General features: G+C 71.3%; 10 protein-coding genes. 4 read left to right on the top strand and 6 right to left on the bottom strand.

Going from position 1 to position 16,739, the window contains the following annotated elements:
• Positions 1–576 precede the first annotated feature (576 nt).
• Complete coding sequence (locus OG689_RS43580; protein WP_266329166.1) at positions 577–1,059, top strand: DUF6000 family protein; 483 nt, start codon at positions 577–579, stop codon at positions 1,057–1,059.
• A 506-nt stretch (positions 1,060–1,565) separates the two neighbouring features.
• Here OG689_RS43580 and OG689_RS43575 read toward each other — a convergent pair.
• The gene (locus OG689_RS43575) at positions 1,566–3,464 is read right to left on the bottom strand and encodes a hypothetical protein (RefSeq protein WP_266329104.1); all 1,899 of its coding nucleotides are present in this window, start codon (positions 3,462–3,464) and stop codon (positions 1,566–1,568) included.
• A gap of 678 nt (positions 3,465–4,142) precedes the next feature.
• Here OG689_RS43575 and OG689_RS43570 point away from each other — a divergent pair.
• Positions 4,143–5,156 (top strand): hypothetical protein, encoded by a 1,014-nt coding sequence (locus OG689_RS43570; RefSeq protein WP_266329102.1) that lies wholly within the window; start codon positions 4,143–4,145, stop codon positions 5,154–5,156.
• A gap of 40 nt (positions 5,157–5,196) precedes the next feature.
• On the opposite strand, the gene OG689_RS43565 is transcribed toward OG689_RS43570, so the two are convergent.
• The 3 genes from OG689_RS43565 to OG689_RS43555 form a co-directional block, all read right to left on the bottom strand.
• Entirely contained in the window at positions 5,197–5,406 is a 210-nt protein-coding gene (locus OG689_RS43565) for a hypothetical protein (protein ID WP_266329100.1), read from the bottom strand.
• A gap of 238 nt (positions 5,407–5,644) precedes the next feature.
• Complete coding sequence (locus OG689_RS43560; protein WP_266329099.1) at positions 5,645–5,827, bottom strand: hypothetical protein; 183 nt, start codon at positions 5,825–5,827, stop codon at positions 5,645–5,647.
• A 131-nt stretch (positions 5,828–5,958) separates the two neighbouring features.
• Complete coding sequence (locus OG689_RS43555) at positions 5,959–6,360, bottom strand: SPW repeat protein (protein WP_266329164.1); 402 nt, start codon at positions 6,358–6,360, stop codon at positions 5,959–5,961.
• On the opposite strand from OG689_RS43555, the gene OG689_RS43550 reads away from it, so the two are divergent.
• Entirely contained in the window at positions 6,289–6,438 is a 150-nt protein-coding gene (locus OG689_RS43550) for an STAS domain-containing protein (protein WP_323189417.1), read from the top strand. The genes OG689_RS43555 and OG689_RS43550 overlap by 72 nt on opposite strands.
• 54 nt (positions 6,439–6,492) lie before the next feature.
• A complete protein-coding gene (locus OG689_RS43545; RefSeq protein WP_323189416.1) occupies positions 6,493–9,702 on the top strand; it encodes an AAA family ATPase in 3,210 nt (1,069 codons plus the stop codon).
• 376 nt (positions 9,703–10,078) lie between these two features.
• Here the strand turns inward: OG689_RS43545 and OG689_RS43540 are convergent, their stop codons facing one another.
• Positions 10,079–12,367: a right-handed parallel beta-helix repeat-containing protein gene (locus OG689_RS43540; protein ID WP_266329093.1), complete on the bottom strand. Its 2,289-nt coding sequence runs from the start codon at positions 12,365–12,367 to the stop codon at positions 10,079–10,081.
• A 212-nt stretch (positions 12,368–12,579) separates the two neighbouring features.
• Positions 12,580–15,486, bottom strand: a complete 2,907-nt coding sequence (locus tag OG689_RS43535; protein ID WP_266329091.1) for an RICIN domain-containing protein — start codon at positions 15,484–15,486, stop codon at positions 12,580–12,582.
• Positions 15,487–16,739: the final 1,253 nt, after the last annotated feature.

The raw sequence follows: 16,739 nt of genomic DNA, 5'->3' as shown, positions 1-16,739 counted from the left end.
CAGGCCTCCTCGCGCGAACTGAGTGCACGGCGCCCGTCGCCGACCGTGTCTCGACCCCGCCCGACGGCCAAGACGGCTACGAGGCGGCCTACCAGGCCCGCCTGGAGGACTTCGCGATCCGCCACCGCGAGCGGCTGCAGCACCTGTTCACCCGATACGGCCCCCAGAGCCAGCCTGGTTCGCCCAGCCGATCCTCGACCCCCCATGAGCCTTCCCCTGTGCGCGCGCCTCCACAACGTCCGCCCGTCCTCGAACAGGCATGGGACGGGGCGATGCCGGAAGGCACGCTGCAGGCCCTCGCCGCCTGGACCAGCACCCACGAAGACCGATAGCGGCCCCGGGAGCGCCAGCGCCCGGCCGCCAACAGCGCACACCTTCAAGGCCTCTACGCCTGTTCCACCGGGCGCCGGGACCTCCTGAATCGGTTGGAGCCGGACCGCTGAGGCGGGGCAGGATGGGCGGGGTGTATACCGACCAGGCTGGGACCGGCACGCCGGATCTGATCCGCCGCTACGTGACGACTCTGCATGAGCCCAAGCGTCGCTACCTCAAGCTGCTGCACGGGACGTGGCCGCCATGCCGCCACGCGATCGCGACCATCTCCTTGCCTCTCTGCGCCGGGATGCGGCCCAGGTGAGCGACGGGGAGCTGACCGGGCTTCTGGCACAGCCCGATTGGCGCCCAAGGCTGACCGCGGCCTGGATGATCGCCGCCGACCGGCGTGAGACGTTCCGCGACCGGCTCGGCGAGCTGCTGCTACCGAGCCAGATGTGCTTCGCCGGCCAGGGATACTGCCTGGCCCTGGCCAGGCTCGGCACCCCGGCCGACGCGCAACATCTCTCGCTCTACCTCGAGCGCTACCTGCGCCGCCGGGATCTCTACTACGACCAGCACTGGGCGATCGGGGCGCTGCTGCACATCGACAAAGTCGCCGGCAGCCACCTGGCCGATCCGTTCATCGCCCCGGCCGGGCTATGGGGGCAATGGTGCACTGATGGGGACGCGGCAGCCTCACGGGCCCACCTTCGTGTCGCCGCGTTGTGCGACTTGCTGACCTGACCCCTGCCCGGCTGGGCGCGCCTGCCACTCCGGGCGCGGGGTGGGCTGCGACGCCGGGTGGGCTGTGCTCAGCGAGCAACCAGTCCAGGACCTGCGTGACGGCTGCAGGCCCCGCCAGGCTCCCCAGGCAGAACGTGGCTCGGTACGGGACCGCCAGCCCGCCGACGGGTCAGGAGGTCGGCCGCATCTGAACGTCATGCTGCGCCCGCCGGCTGACACGCCGCCCCGCTTCCTTCGGACCTGGGCCTCCACCTCCGGGGTGACTGCCGCCGTTCGGCCGAGTGCCGGTGGCCGACATCGGGGAGACATCGCACGCTGGTGTCCCAGCGCCCCGCCGTGGACCCCCGAGCACGGCGGGGCCCCTGTCGGCCAGATTGCGCATCCGCTGCCGCAGCTCCGGTGGGGACAGAGGCGGACGCGCAGGTCGTACGGGTCCCCGGCACCGCGGCCAGCCCTTCGCGTAGTCACAGCAGGGACGCCCGCTCGGCCGCCGACCATCCAGGCCCTCAGCTGGCCCCGGCTGCCCTACGCACCGATCGACGGGGGTCGTGGCGCAGATCCAGGCGCAGCGATGTGTGGAGTTCGGTGTCGGTCAGACAGGCTGTCATGGTCCGGCGCACGTGATGGCTCGGGTCCCGGGCCAGGCTCGCTCCGACGACTGGCCGCCCTTCCCGGGCGGCGCACCACATCCGGGCAGCAAGGACACGGACCCAGGGCAGGGAGTGAGCCGCGAGGGCTTCGATAGGCAGGCCGGTGTGATCGGGGTCCAGCATGGTGAGCGCCTGGGTGAGAGTGAGAGCCTCGTCCTCGTCGGCGTGCGGGAGTTGGATCAGCGCGAGGGTAGCGAGGGTCTCGATCTGCTCGGGCCGGTCCGAGAGAGCCGCGGCCGCGCGCAGTCCGGCGTAGCGAAGCGTTGTCGTGCCCCAGTTGATGCCTGACCGGTCGTAGGGGTGCATGCCGCCGTCTTCGTCTCCCGCGCTCCCGTCGAGGTTTCCTTCGGCGGCGTCGAGCGCGGTGGGGTAGACCTCGGCGCGCTGCTCCACGGTGAGACTGGCGGCCAGGCTCGCGAGCGCGTTGAGGTGCTCCTGCCGCTGCATGGCCAGGCGATCTGCATTGAGGACGCCCTCCTTGAGCGCTTCGCCGAGTTCGCTGCGCTCCTGGTCATCGAGCGCCTCGGCAAGCAGGGCGACGAATTCGGGGCGTAGAAGGTCCGGGGGCGTCGGCTGGGTCGGGGTGATGAGGTGACGGACCTGATGGCGTGCGGCGTCGGCAGCCTGGGCTCTCGCGCCGACCAGCGTCAGGGCGACCGCGGCCAGGGCGTTGCCGCGCTGGGCCGACGGCCCGCACAGCTGGACCACCAGTTCCGGGTCCGACCGCAGGCTGGCCCCGTTGAGCAGGATGATCTCGGTCATCCGCCCGGGGGCCAGGTCGAGGATGCGGCACATCTGCTCGACGGCACGGCGCCGGAGCTCGGGGTGGCGTGCCGCGATGGCGATCAGGACATCGGGATGGCTCTGATCGGACTTGCTGGCAAACCCGGGGCGGCGGTCGAAGAACGGCTCGACGAAATCCAGGTACCACTGGGCCTGCTCGTCCGTACAAGCCCAGGACAGGCCGGCGAGCGACCTGTACGCGGCCAGGACACTGTCGCCGCCGAACGTGGGCGGCCGGTTCGCGGCGACCTCGTCGAGGGCGGCCTGCATCCACTGGACGGCCTGCTCGTCCGGCAGGAGGTCGGCAGCCCTTCCGGCAAGCGTGAAGGCGCTGACCCGCTCCCACGATTGGCGTGCGGCCACCCCTCCGGGCTCCAGGTCGAGGGGCTCGTCGGGCAGCTGTGCGGCTGCGGATCCCAGCGTGTCGGTCTCGCCGCCCGCCATGAGATGGGGCAGGGCGCTGTGGATCTCTCCGGTACGCAAGTGGAACGCGCCCAGCAGCCGCTCTCCTTCCTGTTCGCGCTGCCACGCACCGGTCACCAGAGCGGCGGCCGCAGCGGGCTCTCGGCCGGCCCGGGCGGCGGTGACCGACCAGGGCGTCGCAGGGGCGTCGGCGTCGGCGAGACATGCTGTGAGCCGGGCTTGCCAGAGGGGGTCGGCCGGTGCAGCGTCGACAAACGACCGCAGGCGGGCCGACCGATCCAGAAGGAGGGCGTGATCGTTGTCGGCGACGGCGTGTTCGGCGAAGAGCGTGACGGCCTGCAGCCCGTGCGGGTCGCCGGGCTGCAGCTCATCGACGGTTGCCGCGACGTGCTGCAGAGTGGTGCGGTGGTCGAGTTCGAGTTCGGCGATCGCCCCAAGGGCGTTGACGGTGCGGATCAGTGAGTCGGCGCCGGTGATCTGCTCCGCAACGAGCCGCTGGATGGTTCGGGAGGCGAGCGCGGCGTCGCCGCGCTGCAGGGCCTCGACCATCACGTCGAGGTCGACGCGGATCCGCCCGGCTGACCCCGGCAGAAGGCGTCGCCAAGCATCAGGGCCGACAGTGGCGGCGGGGACCCGGCCATGCCGCCCCTGACGACCAGTCCGTGAGTGGAGGCAAGTCGCCGTTGCCGAGGCGCTGCTCGGTAACCGCGCTGACCCCGGCCCGGGCCATGTTTGACGGCCCTCCAGGCCCTGTTGCCCATTCGAAGGGCCGGGCCTGCGCTGATGCCGATACCGCCCACGCCAGCCAGCGCACCCTGACGCCCCCACCGGCAGGGACGAGAAGTCGCTGATGGCCACAGGGCTGCTTGCAGACGCTGGTCCCGGCCTTCGAGTGCGGGCCAGCCGAAGCATCACTCCGGGTCGCCGAGCTGATGGCCAGCCAGGTGACAGCCATCGTTCACGAGCCAGTCATGCTCCGCCACCACCGACACGCCACTTGGACGGCGAACGAACCTTCCGGGCGCTGGGCGAGGGATTGCCGCTCCCGCCACGCAGCCGGGGCCGAGGGTCGAGGGTTGAGGCCCGGGGTCACGGCGGCCCGTCCAGGGCGGGTTCGGCGACCCGCCGTCCCGCCGTCCCGCAGATCAGCGCCGGGCTGCGCCACACAATCGCCTGGACCCGGTCCGTGTCCGGCTCGGTGTCCGGTCGTCCTCGGAGGTTGTGCGCATGGCTGTGGGGTTCGCGTCGCCGGTTGCGGTGGGGCAGTTGGGCCTGGCGGAGGCGCGGCTGTGCGCCTACCTGATGTGGGCGGCCGCCGCCCGGAGCCCGGTCACGCCCCGCGAACTGGGTGCCGTCCCGGGCCCGGGCCGGCGCGAGATCGGGGTGCGGTCGGCCCTGCAGATCGCCCGTGACCTCATGGACAGCGGCATCCTGTTCCTGCCCGGCCTGGAGAAGGCAGGCCTCGACCAAGCTGTCCCCGTACGCGTCACCTTCGCCCTCACGCAGCAGCCGCCGCCCGTCACGCCCAGGACCCACCCCACCCAGGCGCCGACCTCCAGCGGCCCGCCCCAGCGTCCCGTCATCGGAACCCTCGGCCGCCTCAAGATCTACCGCGACCTGCCCGACCCGCTGCGCCAGCAGTTGCTCGACTTCGCGGCCGAGGTTCGGGCGAGCACCGATCGTCCCGGCGACCTCGAGGCGATCGTGGACCGCCAGGAGCGCAAGGCCGCCCTGCTCGCCCGCTGGGCCGCCCTGCTCGCCCGCTGGGCCGCCCTGCTCGCCCGCTGGGCCGCCCTGCTCGCCCGCTGGGCCGCGCTGCCGGTCCTGGGCACGGCCATGGTCCGCGCCGAAGCCGAACGCGCGGGCCTGTCCGTCATCGCGGCCCGCGCTCAGCTCGCCAATCAGCAGGCCCGCCGCCACGAAGAGCCCCATGTCGGCGTAAGGCGCCGTCACGTCGCGGTCCAGACCCGCCTCCTCGGCCCACCGACCGGGAGGCCCGCAGAAAATTGGGCAGGCGCCCTGCTGGAGAAAGAACAGCCCCGCCAGGAGGCCGCCATGGAAGCTCACCAGGACGAACAGCGCCTGCTCCACCAAGGCGCTGTCCTCGACACCTTCACCTACCGCCTGGAGGCGGGCCACCCCTGCCCGATGTGCGGCGAGCCCACGGTGCACTTCCGCGGCGATACGCCTGGGCGCGACTGGTGCACACTCTGCGAATGGGACCCACCACAAGGCCGCTGACCCACCACCTCGCCCGAGGCGCCCGAAGCCGGCCGGCCCCCTACCGGGCCCGCTCCTTCGGGCAGACCTCGGCCAACAGCTCCAGCAGATAGGTCGCCACCGTGTCCGGCTCTCCGGCCCGCACCCACGTGTAGACGGCGGTGCGCAGCTGCGCGTCGATGCTCTGCAGGATGTAGCCGTCCACCAGGGCGCCGCCGGGGCGCCGGCGGGCCAGGCTGGGGTCGGCCGTGCCCGGCCAGGGCCTCGACATCCCCGGCGCCTGGGCGGTCCCGGAACTGGTACACCCACTGCGTTCGCATGCCGATCATGCTTCTCCCTCGGATTGCGGCCGCTCGCCTGCGACAGCCTGCATTCACCGATCTGCCGCAGCGTCCGAGACCGGGAGCACCAGGGTGGCCACCGCGCCGGGCCGGCGGGTTCCCGTCCGGGACCCGGGACGCACAACGTTGGGCCGTCACCGGGCGGCCCTACCTGCCTCGGTGGTGCGGTCAGTGGGTGGTGCCGGCGGGGGCGTGCAGGCGGGGCAGAAGGTCGCGCAGGGCATAGAGGTCGTCGATCGTGGCCTGTTCGGCGAGGCGGGCCAGGAGGCGGCGCAGGACGTGGTCGTCGTGGTCGTGGACGGCTTCGGCGATGCCGCGCATTACGGGTTCGAGTTCGGGTCTGACGCTCATCGTCTCTCCTGTTCCACCGGGAGGTGGTCGCTGGCAAGGGGCGTATACCCGTCGCGGGTGGCGGCATGCGGGGCCGTCGGGAAGAGGGAAGGTGGGGAGCCCTCCCGGCGGTGAGTGCGAGTTTCGCTGGGTCAGCGGTCGTCGAGTCCCGGCATCGGAAGGCGGTTCTGGCGTTCGCCGGTGCCGGTGCCGGTGCCGGTGCCGGTGCCGCGGTCGCGGTCGCAGGCGGCGGAGGCGGCCGCGAGGGTGAGCAGGGTGGTGATGACGCCGGTGATGAGATTGCTGGTGCTGGAGCGGGAGTGGGCGACGATCCAAGGGGCGACGCAGGTCCCGTTGCCGAGGGCGGCTGCGGCCCACGCTATGGAGTGGGTGCGCTCGTAGGAGTTACCGAGTGCGCCCAGCAGCAGCGAGTAGGCGATGCCGGCAATCAGGTTGTTGGCGGCCAGGTGGTGAAGCCGTTGATGGTGATGGACCTGTCCAAGCTCAGGTTCTGCGACTCCGGCGGCCTCAACGCCCTCGTACGCGCCCGCCACCACGCCCGCGAAGCTGGCACCGAACTGCACCTGCTGAACCCGCCCACGCCCATGGCATTCCTGCTGCGAAGTGCCTGACCGGGCCAACGTTGAGTGAGAAGGAACTCGCCCCGCAGCCCCCTGGCGAGGCTCATGCCGGTAGGCACACGCGACTTTCGGACGAGCGGCAAGGACATCACCAGCCCGGGTTGGATAGCAGCGGCACGGTCCGGCCTGGCAGGCCACGGAGGAGTCGGCCCACTCCGGGGACAAGGTTTTGCGGCGAGGATTGAGCCCTCCAAGGCCCGTCGGTACCGGAAGGACCCGTGGACTAGTGGTCTGGATGTGGCGTGCTTGCCCGTACGGCCCGGTCCCGGGCGGCGGTGGGAGAATCGGATGAGTCGTTGTCCGTCGTTGCGACTGGAGACACCGATGGCAGAAGCGGAGACCGCAGGGGCCACTGCCGAGCGCCGCACGGGTTTCGCCTTCGTGGGTCGCGAGCGAGAGTTGCGTGCCCTGACCGATTCGTGCCGGCATGCCCCGGCGGTGGTTCTCGTCGAGGGCGAGGCGGGGATCGGCAAGTCACGGCTGCTGCGCGAGGCGGAGCGGCTGTTCGCCGACGGCGGCGTACCGGTCCTGCGAGCCGCCTGCCATCAGCTGCGTGAACCGCTGCCGTTCGGCCCGGCCGTCGACGCGCTACGCGCCGGATGGACGCTGTGCCCCACCGAGACCCGCTTCAGCCCCGCGACAGCGGTCCTGGCCCCGTATCTGCCCGGCCTGGCCGATCGACTCCCCACCACCCACACCGGTTCGTACCCCGGCCTGGACCCTGACACGGACGACTCCGCCCGCCGCCGGCTGCTGATGCGGGCCGTGCACGAGGTCCTGGCGGCGATAGGGCCGGCCGTGCTGATGGTCGAGGACCTGCACTGGGCCGACGAGGCGACCCGAGACCTGTTGTCCCTGCTGGCCCGCAATCCCCCGGACCGGCTGCGGCTGGTCCTCACCTACCGGGAGAGCGACCTGCCGGGCAATGGCACCGTCCTCGGCGCGCCTTATCGCCGTCCGGTCGGGGTCGGCGGTACCGAGATCAGGCTGCAGCCCCTGTCCCCCGAACAGGTACGTCACCTCGCGGTGTCCGCCCTCGGCGCCGCGGCGAGCACAGCATTGTGCCGGGACCTGTTCGAGCGCAGCGGCGGCCTGCCACTCGCCGCTGAGGAGGACCTCCTCGGCCTCGCCGACCGCCTCGCCCGCCACCCCGACGCGTCCGCCCCGAGCCTGGAGACACAGGGCGTGCCGCGTGCCCTGCAGGAGGCGGTCGTCAGCCGTATCGGACCGCTCGCCCCGGACGCGCGAGCAGTGGTCGAGAGCGCGGCCGTCCTGGCCGTCCTCGCCGACCAGGACCTCCTGGCAGCCGTGGCACACCTCACCGAGGAGCAGGCAGAACAGGGCCTGACCGACGCCCTCGAAGCCCATGTCCTCACCGAGGGGGAACCCGGGCGCTACGGATTCCGCCACACCCTTGCCCGCCTCGCCGTCTGCGACGCCATTCCCGCCCCCCGGCGCCGGCGCCTGCATGCCCGCGCGGCCCAGGCCCTGCAGGTTCGGCAACCGCCCGCCCTGGTGCAGATCGCCCACCACGTCCGCCTGCTCGGCGACACCCCGGCCTGGATCGCCGCCGCCGTCGCGGCCGCGGACCACGCGTTGGCCGTCGGCGACGACGGCATCGCCGCCGACCTTCTCCAGCAACTCCTCGCCGAACCCGCCCTGCCGCCCGACCTGCGCGGCCGGTGCGCCCTCGACCTCAGTGCCATCGCCATGGTCCGCAGCGACCCTGCGGCAAGCGAGGCGATTCTGCGCCGTATCGTCGCCGACCCCGCCCTGGAGACCGGGACCCGCGGTGAGATCCGCCTCAATCTCGCCCGCGCGCTGGCCGGCAGCAATGTCCACTGGGACAGCCGCGCGGAGTTGGAACGGGCGATCAGCGAGCTCGAGGGCAGGCCGGGGCCGGCTGCCGCTGCCCTGGCGTCGCTCAGTCTCGGCACCCTCATGAACCCCCAGGGCGGGGACCTCGCGGAGAGCCTCGGGTTGATGGAGCGCGCCGCCCACCTGGCCGCTACCTGCGACGACCCGGACGCCAGGGCGTTCGTCCTGGCCAACCGCATCACTTTGCTCGAACTGGTAGGTGACCCGCGGGGGCGCGAACTCCTCGACCTGCTTCCCCGTGGGAGTACCGACCTCGGCGTCCTGCGCCACCGAGCCCGCGCGCTGCACGACGCCGCGTACTTCGAGATGGCCCGCGGCTGCGACGGCCAGGCCCGCGCCCTGCTCGACGAGGCCGAGGAGCTCTCCCGCCGCACCGCTTTCCCCTACCTGGAACTCAGCTGCCGCACGATTCGCCTCCACCTCGACCTCGTGGGCGGCCGCTGGCAGGAGCTGGCGGAGCGGATCGACACCCTCTTGCGGGACACCACGGAGAACAGCACCGCCCGGCTCGGTGCTCTCCTGGCCCGGGCGATGCTCGACTCGGCGTGCGGCCGGTGGGCCAGGGCCCGCGAGGATCTGGCCCCGCTCGCCGCCGCGTACGGTGAGGAGATCGGTCCCATGGCCGTGATCGCACTCGCCAGGCTGGACCTCGCGGAGGGCGACCCCGCCGCGGCCTGGGGGCGCCTCGACCCGGTCGTGGCCGCGACGCGCCGCAAGAACCTGTGGATGCGACCCCTGGACCTTGCCCCCACCGCCGTACGCGCCGCACTGGGCTGCGGCCTCACCGACCCGGCCCGCCGGCTGACCGACGACGCGCAGAACGGGATCCAGGGCCTCAACGCGCCCGGCGTCGAGGCCGGACTTCACTGGTGCCGCGCCATGCTCGACGCCGACACCGAGCCCGAAACCGCCCTGCGCCACCTCGAACAGGCCCGCACCCGCTACCGGGCCATCGGCCGCGTCCACACCGCGGCCCAGGTCGCCGAGCACATCGGCTGCCTCGAACTCGCCCGCAGCCCTGACCGGCCGGACACAGCTGTCGGCCATCTGCGCGACGCCCTCGACACCTTCACCCGCCTCGGCGCGACCGCCGACGCCGCCCGCTGCGAACAGGTCCTGCGCAGCAACGGCCGGCGCCCCGCGTCACGCCCCCGGCGCGACGGCGCCTCGGTCCTGTCCCAGCGGGAACAGCAGGTCGCCGAACTCCTTGCCGACGGCGCCACCAACCAGCACATCGCGGGCGTCCTCGCCATCTCCCCGCGCACCGCCGAGCACCACGTCGCCAACACCCTCAAGAAGCTCGGCGTCACCCGCACCCATGTCCGTGATGCCCCGGGTGCTGCCGGCAGCCGCACCGGCGGGCCACCCAGACCGTGAGACGGCACCGAGAAGGGCACCAGCGGCTCCGCCGCCCATGGCGGTGCCGGACGACTCCGAGGGGTCGCGGGGTCAGGGCGTCGCAGTGACGTCTCACCGAGGCCGTGGAGGGCGGTCAGTGGCGTGCGGCGGCACAGTCGAGGATTTCGAGATTCCGGCTCTGAGTCCGCGCTTGGGTGCCGATCGATGGTGGTCGGCGTGGGCACCCTGCCCACCCCGTGCCCGTGTCCTGGGGGTGATGGCGCGACCCGGCAGAAGAGGCCGAGGAGGCCGGCGGCGGAGTGGGTCCCGCCGGCGGTCGGCGTTGTGGGCGCGCCGGATCCGCGTGCGGCTGCGAGGCCGCACGCGGATCCGGTCGAGCGGGGGCTCGGGCCGGTCAGTGGACGCTGACGTTGTTGACGTAGGCGCTGCCGAAATTGCCGCCGTTGGCGTAGAACGCCATGCTGGCGATGGCGGGAGCGGTGGTGCGGAACGGCGCGGCGGTCATGACCCGTCGGCCGTTGAGGTCGAAGTCGAAGGACTGGTGTGTCGTGTCGACGACGAGCTTGACGTGGTACCAGGTGCCTTGCGCGTAGGGCTTGATGACCTGGCGCGTGGTTCCCGAGTAGGCGACGATGTTGCCCTCGAAGAGGCCGACGCTGACGACTTGGTCGCCCGCGCTGTTGTACAGGTAGGGCAGCCCGAAGTAGTCGCCCTTCACTCCCTGGTCGTTGCGCATCACGTCGGCTTCGACGGTGACGGTACCGGTGAGCGGCGCCGGGAAGGTACGGGTGAGGTTCGTGCCCGCGATGCCGCCGGTGTCCTGCCGCCGGACCAACTGGATGCTCCTGTCGGTGGAGTTCGGCGTGCCGGACACGTTCACCTCGTTGCCGGTGGAGGCGACCGTCCAGCCGTCGGTCCCGCTCGCCAGCGCCCCGGTGGGCAGGGCGTCGAAGTCGTCGCCGAAGACGGTGCCGGCGGGCGGGGTGTGCTGGAGGGCTCCCAGGTCGGGGACGACGGGAACGGCCGCGCCGTTGTAGTCCACCCCGCCGTTCGTCCCGATGGTGATGCCCGCGTCGACGGCGGGTGAGGTCGTGGCGATCCGCCAGTTGAGGCCGGCGTTCAGTGCGGGCCCGGTGGCCTCGGTTCCGGTGCCGCCGGCGGTGGGGCTGGCGAACTGCGGGTCCGCCTTCACCGCGGTGGTGTCGTCGGAGGGCACGAAGGGTGACGTGCCGCCGTAGAGGTTGTTGTTGTACGTCGTGACGGCGTTCGTGACCATCGTGGCGCCGGCGGCCGTGGTGTGGAAGATGTTGTTGGTGAAGGTGTTGGTGCCGCCCGTGGCGCCGGTGCTCTGCTGGTAGATCATGGTCGGGGCGGTGTTGTACACCGTGTTGTTGTACAACTTGGTGGTGGAGCCGGGGTTGTTGGCCAGGTGGATGGCGCTGTCCGCGTTGTTCGCGAGCACGTTGTACCGGAACACGGCGTCGCCGAATCCGAGGTTGTCCAGGCACGCACAGGCGAGGTAGCCCTCGCCGTTGTGGTGGAGGTAGTTGTACTGGACGACGGAGTCGGTGGTGGCGATGTCGGTGTCGATGCCGTTCGAGTCGGTACCGCCTGCCCGCTTCAGGGTGCCGGCGACCTCGTTGTGCTGCACGGTGACGTGGTCCGTGGCGAACAGCTCGATGCCCGAGGTGCCGGCGCGGTCGACCAGGTTGTTCTGGACCGTGCCGTTGCGGACACCGGTGATGTACATGCCGTTGCACCCGTAGGTCGTGCCGTTCTGGGTGATGTAGTTGTGCTGGACCGTCACCTGGGTGAACGGCGTGTACTTGGGATCGGTCGCGCTGGTCCGGGCCCCCCATCCCGTGGGCACGGCCCCGGGCGCGTCACCGGTGTACTGCTTGAAGACGATCCCGGCGAACGAGGTGTTGCGGATCGCGGAGTTCTCGATCGTCACGTCGCCCAGCACCGTCGCGGTGCTCGGCGGCGAGGCGATGTTCGCCACGGTGGTGTTGAACACGATGCCGCCGGTGTTCTTCGAGCGGTCCCAGCCGTTGCCCCAGGAGATCCCCGGCTTGCTGGGCGTGGTGCCGAAGATCCACCTGATTTCGCCGGTGACGTCGTGCACGTCCACGGAGTCGATCACGAAGTGGTTCAGCTGCTGCCCGTTGTCACCGCCGACGTGGATCCCGCGGAAATCGCCGAGGTTGGCCCCGGGCGTACCCGTCGCCGGCGCGTTGTTGGACACGTCCAGGTTGCGGATCTCCCAGTCGTGCTGGTTCCACAGCCTGACGGCGTCCGCGACGGTTCCGGCGCCCTTGACCTGGGGCTTGCCGCCGGTGCCGTACTGGGTGATCTTGATGGGGGTGCCGGCGGCGCCCGATCCCTTGGGCCAGAGCTGGCCGCTCCACGAGTCGCCCGCCTTGAAGAGGATCGTGTCCCCGGGCTGGAAGGTGGTGGCGTTGACCTTGGCCAGGGACTGCCAGGGCGAGCCGGAGCTCGTGCCGGCGTTCTGGTCGCTTCCGCCGGAAGCGCTGACGTAGTACGTCGTGCCGCCGCTCGCCGCCATCGCCGTCGGCGGCATCACGGTGCCGACGGCCGCGGCCGAGGCGAAGGCGAGGGCGCTCAGCAGAACGCCGGGGTACCGTCTGGCGCGCGCCGAGCGCGGCAGGAGAGTGCGTCTCATCGTGTCGTACCTTCCGGGTGTGGGGGTGGCGGCGGATCAGCGGCTCCGGTGAGGGGGCCACGCGTCCGCGGGTGGCGCTCTCGTCTGCGGGGACGGCCGGCGGGCTTGTGGGGTGAGGGGGCCGGCCTGCCGTCGGGGTGCGGACGAGGGAGGGGAGGGAGGGACGGGGAGGGGAGGGGGAGGGAGGGAGGGACGAGGAGGGGGAGGAGGACCTAAGGGGCCAGGAACGTCCACTGCTGGGTTGCGGCGGTGCCGGAAGGGGCGGCCTGGACGAGTTGGGCGCCCTTGGTGGTGCTGGCGCCGGCGGTGTCGAGGACCTTCCCGCTGTTCAGGTTGGTCAGGGTCCAGGTGCCGTCGGGGGTCTGCTGGAAGGACCACTGCTGGCTGCGACCACCGGTGCAGGTCCACTGCTGGACCTTGGCCTGGTCGGTGGTCACCGCGCCCGCGACGTCGAGGCACAGCCCGGAGTTGCGGTTGGTGATGGTGAAGTTCCCCGGGGTCGCGGCGGTGTGGAGGTCCCATACCTGGTTGGGCGCCCCGTTGGCCGGCCACTGGACGGCCAACCCGCCGGCCGACTTGGACCCGCCGCTCATGTCCATGTTCTGGCCGGTGGCGGCATTGGCGATCGGGTAGCCGACGCCGTCGACCGGGACCATCCGCAGGTTCCAGCGCTGGTTGGGCCGGCCGGTGGAGTGATACTGGATGATCTTGGTTCCGGGGGTGGTCAGTGCGTGGTCCACGTCCATGGCCTTGCCGCTGAGCTTGCTGGTGACGGTGTAGGCGCCGCCGGGGGCGGGGGTGATGCCCCACTGCTGGCCTGTGCCGGCGCCGGGGGCCGACTGCTGGAGCTGGACGGAGTCGGCGAGGCTGTTGCCGGGAACGTCGAGGACCTTGCCGCTGCCGCCGTTGGCCAGGGTGAAGACGCCCCTGCTCGCGGTCAGCCTCCAGAGCTGGCTGGCGGCGCCGCTGACGGGCTGCTGGACGGTCTTGGCGCCTTCGGCGTTCGGATCACCGGCGAGGTCCAGGGCCTGGCCGGTGAGGGCGCTGGTGACCGCGTAGGTGTAGGGGGTGGGCTGGGTGCCGATCGGGGTGACGGTGAGGTTGTCGAACTCCTGGGTACGGTAGGAGTCGAGGCCGACGCCGACCTGTCCGGTGGGGTGGCTCGTGTCGGTGGCGGAGCCGAGGACGGTGTGGTCGACGGCGGCGGTGATGGCGGTGCCCTGGACGGTCACGTCCAGGTGGTGCCAGGTGCCGGTGCCCAGTGCCGTGGTGGTGCCGGAGACGAGGGTGGTCTTCTGGGCGCCCTGGTAGTCGGTCCTGACGATGGACCAGGCGCCCGTGTCGGACACCTGCAGGTAGTAGGAGTTGATCCAGGCCGGGCCGGACTGGGTACCGGCACGAGCCATGAGCCGCACGGCGCCGGGCTGCTGGAGCAGGGCGTCGACGCCGACGGTGTAGTCCCGCCAGCTGCCGTCACCCATCAGCGTGTAAGGGTCGGAGACGTTCCCCCACGGCAACGGCTTCACAGGGGCCATCTGGCGCACACAGCTGCCCGCGCGCCCGCCGTCGCACGGCTGGACCTCGAAGGCACCGTTCATGTCGGCCAGCAGGGCGGGCATGTGCCCGACGGCCGGGGCGCTCTCGAAGTCGTCGCCGTACGGCAGGGACATGGCCGCGCGCGGCGGTGCCGTGGCCGTGCCCCGCCCCGGGGATGTCAGGGTGGTGAGGGAGTACACCCAGCCCGGCTGCGCGGTGAAGGTGTAGCCTCCGTCGGCCGGGGCGAGGTCGGTCTGCTGCTGGAAGTACTGCCCGGGGTCCTTCGAGTTCAGGTTCGTCGCCCAGACATGGAGCGGGCCGGCTGTGAGGCCGCCGGTCGGCCGCAGGTGCACGGTCTGCGCCTCGCCGGCGGTGGTGGTCTCCACGACGGTCGACCAGTCGGTGCCGTTGGGGGACTTGAGGGAGATGTAGCTGCCGGGCGAGGTGGCGGTGCCGCTGCTCCCGGCCAGGTAGCCGGAGGCCGAGTCGATGAACTGCCAGCCGGGCTGCGTGACCTGGGTGACCTGCGCGGTGCTCCACACGGAGGTGCCGACGCTGTAGTTGCCCGACCAGGGCTGGTTGGCCTGGAGCAGGCCGTCGGTGTGGAAGGGCATGTTGGGGTAGAGCGCCCCGATGAGCGGCCAGTTGAACGTCGCGGTGATCCTTCCGTCGACGTAGCCGCGGGTGATGGTGCGGATCTGCGGGGCCGCTCCCGTGTTCAGGTCCTGGGAGCCGTTCTCGCTCGCCCAGATCGGCTTGCCGAGCTGCTTCGCCGCTTCCGGGACAGGGCAGTTGTAGGCGGTGCCGGTGCCGTTGGTGCCGCCGTTGACGCCCTCGCAGGGGTAGTGGTGCCCGATGATGTCCACCGCGGCCGCGTACGCGGGGTCGGCCTGCAGCTTGCCCAGGAGCGGCCACGTACCGGTGGTGTCCCCCGGGTTCGGGAACCCCGACCAGTCGTCGTCCGCGACGAGCTTCACCCCGCTGTACCCGGCGCTGTTCAGGGACGAGCGAAGGTTCTCGAACCAGGCCGCCGGCGGCGGACCCACCTCGTTACGGCCGCCGAAGTAGTCGACGGTCAGGTGGTGCGTGTTCTTGGCGCAGTCCAACCAGTCCTTCAGGTAGCCGATGGCCTTGTCGCTCCACATGTCGCTGCCGTTGGCGCTGACCCAACCGGGCGCGCCCCAGGCGAGGGCCGCGAGCTTGATCTGGGGGTTGCGCTCCTTGGCCTGCTCCATCAGCCACCACTCGTAGCCGGTGTTGCAGTCCACCTGGCCCTGGATGTGCTCGTGGGAGTCCTCGGCGCCGTCGGTCGAATTGGTGTCGCCGCCGATCTCGACCTTCAGGATCTGCAGGGCGGCGCCGTAGCCCGGCTTGAACATGTAGTCGAGGATCTGGCTGCGCTGGGGCTCCGGGTAGTCGATCAGCAGGCGGGAATTCCCGCCGCCCCCGCTGACCGCCCCGATGCCGTCGAAGACGCGCCCGAGGCCGTGGCCGTCCACGGTGACCGACGTTTCCGGTGTCGCGGCGGCTGCCGGTGGCGGGACGACCATCAGACCCCAGGTACCCAGCGCGAGCGTGCCCACGAGGCCCGCGGCCCTCCTCGTCCAATAAGCCGTCCCGGCCATAATGCATCCCTTCTATGATTGATTCCCGTGAAAGGGAAAGTCCCTTCAACGGTCAGGAAGATTCGACCGTCGGGGATTGGTGGCGAGAATTAGAGAGTCCGGCCGGCGGTGAAGTCAAGAGCCTGCCGAAATGTGTTCACCGCAGAATCGTGGTCGGATGTGATCCGGTGGCCCAGGGCGCCGGACTGCGGTCTCGACCGCCGGCAGACAGGCAGGCGGCGATACCCTCGGCGGCCGGCCGGCTCTGCCGCCGGAAGAATGTGCGCCTCTGTCGGGCGGCACAGTGATCTGACGTGAGCGGGCGTCCGGCTTGACGGCGGCAACAGTCGTGCGCGTGGTCGCGGGGTGGGCGGATGTCGGATGGTGGCCGGGGTGCGCGTGGCGGCGTGCGGGGCGCAGTGCGGGTCACCGGTCGCAGCGTTGGTGTCGCTGACGGGGTAGGACGGTCGTTGCCACGGTGGAGGTGGTTGTTCCTGTGGGCCACGTACGAACCGGGGACGTTCCGCGACCGCGGCCAGGTGCGGAGATGTCCTTTGAAGGCATTGGTACTGCCGCTGCCGATGAATTCCAGCAGGTATTCACGATGCGCCTGAACGGTTGATCGATGGGGCGCTGGGCAGGGAGCGGGCGGTCGCCGCTGTGGCGGGGGCCTTTCCATGCCGCTCGGTCTTGCCTTCCGTCCGGTCCGGGGCCGTGCGGCAGGGTCCGCCTCGTTCACTTCCTTGCAACGCGGTGGTAATCGATGAACATAGTGATCGATCACAGTAGCGTCAATACTCGTGCAGTGATCGATCACCCTGGCGGTCCCGGTGCGCCCGGACGGATCTGGCCCTCCCCGATTGCCGTAGGCGTCCCGGTAGTGCGCGCAGCGCCCCGCGGTCGCCTCCAAAAGCTGGTCAAGTGAGAGCGGAGCGGGGGCGGTTGCATAAAAGGGCGCATTGATCACGCCGGCTGACAACTGCACCGTCAAAGGCGGCGGCCGCGATCGGACGGCGCCCGCCGGCCGGTGTCGGCCACCGTCGCCCTGTGGAATCCGCCACCGTGTGCACGATGGGCGCCGCGTCCGCGGGGCGGCGTGCCTGGTGCGGCTGGATGCCCGGCCCCGCCCATCGGTCGTCCGGAGCGGTTCGCCGGTGCGGTGGAAGGTCTTCCGGCGGCACCGGTGCGCCGGTACCGTGAACGTAGTGATCGATCACCTGCAGTTCAGGTCG

This window comes from Kitasatospora sp. NBC_00240, from assembly GCF_026342405.1.
Lineage (GTDB): Bacteria > Actinomycetota > Actinomycetes > Streptomycetales > Streptomycetaceae > Kitasatospora.
Note: the sequence above shows the minus strand (reverse complement) of the source record. Positions and strands in the feature narration are given on the sequence as shown.

Bases quoted from the DNA above. Each gene is read 5' to 3' on its own strand.
- OG689_RS43580 (WP_266329166.1), top strand. From the start codon at position 577: ATGCCGCCACGCGATCGCGACCATCTCCTTGCCTCTCTGCGCCGGGAT.
- OG689_RS43575 (WP_266329104.1), bottom strand. From the start codon at position 3,464: ATGGTCGAGGCCCTGCAGCGCGGCGACGCCGCGCTCGCCTCCCGAACC.
- OG689_RS43570 (WP_266329102.1), top strand. From the start codon at position 4,143: ATGGCTGTGGGGTTCGCGTCGCCGGTTGCGGTGGGGCAGTTGGGCCTG.
- OG689_RS43565 (WP_266329100.1), bottom strand. From the start codon at position 5,406: ATGTCGAGGCCCTGGCCGGGCACGGCCGACCCCAGCCTGGCCCGCCGG.
- OG689_RS43560 (WP_266329099.1), bottom strand. From the start codon at position 5,827: ATGAGCGTCAGACCCGAACTCGAACCCGTAATGCGCGGCATCGCCGAA.
- OG689_RS43550 (WP_323189417.1), top strand. From the start codon at position 6,289: ATGGTGATGGACCTGTCCAAGCTCAGGTTCTGCGACTCCGGCGGCCTC.
- OG689_RS43545 (WP_323189416.1), top strand. From the start codon at position 6,493: ATGCCGGTAGGCACACGCGACTTTCGGACGAGCGGCAAGGACATCACC.
- OG689_RS43540 (WP_266329093.1), bottom strand. From the start codon at position 12,367: ATGAGACGCACTCTCCTGCCGCGCTCGGCGCGCGCCAGACGGTACCCC.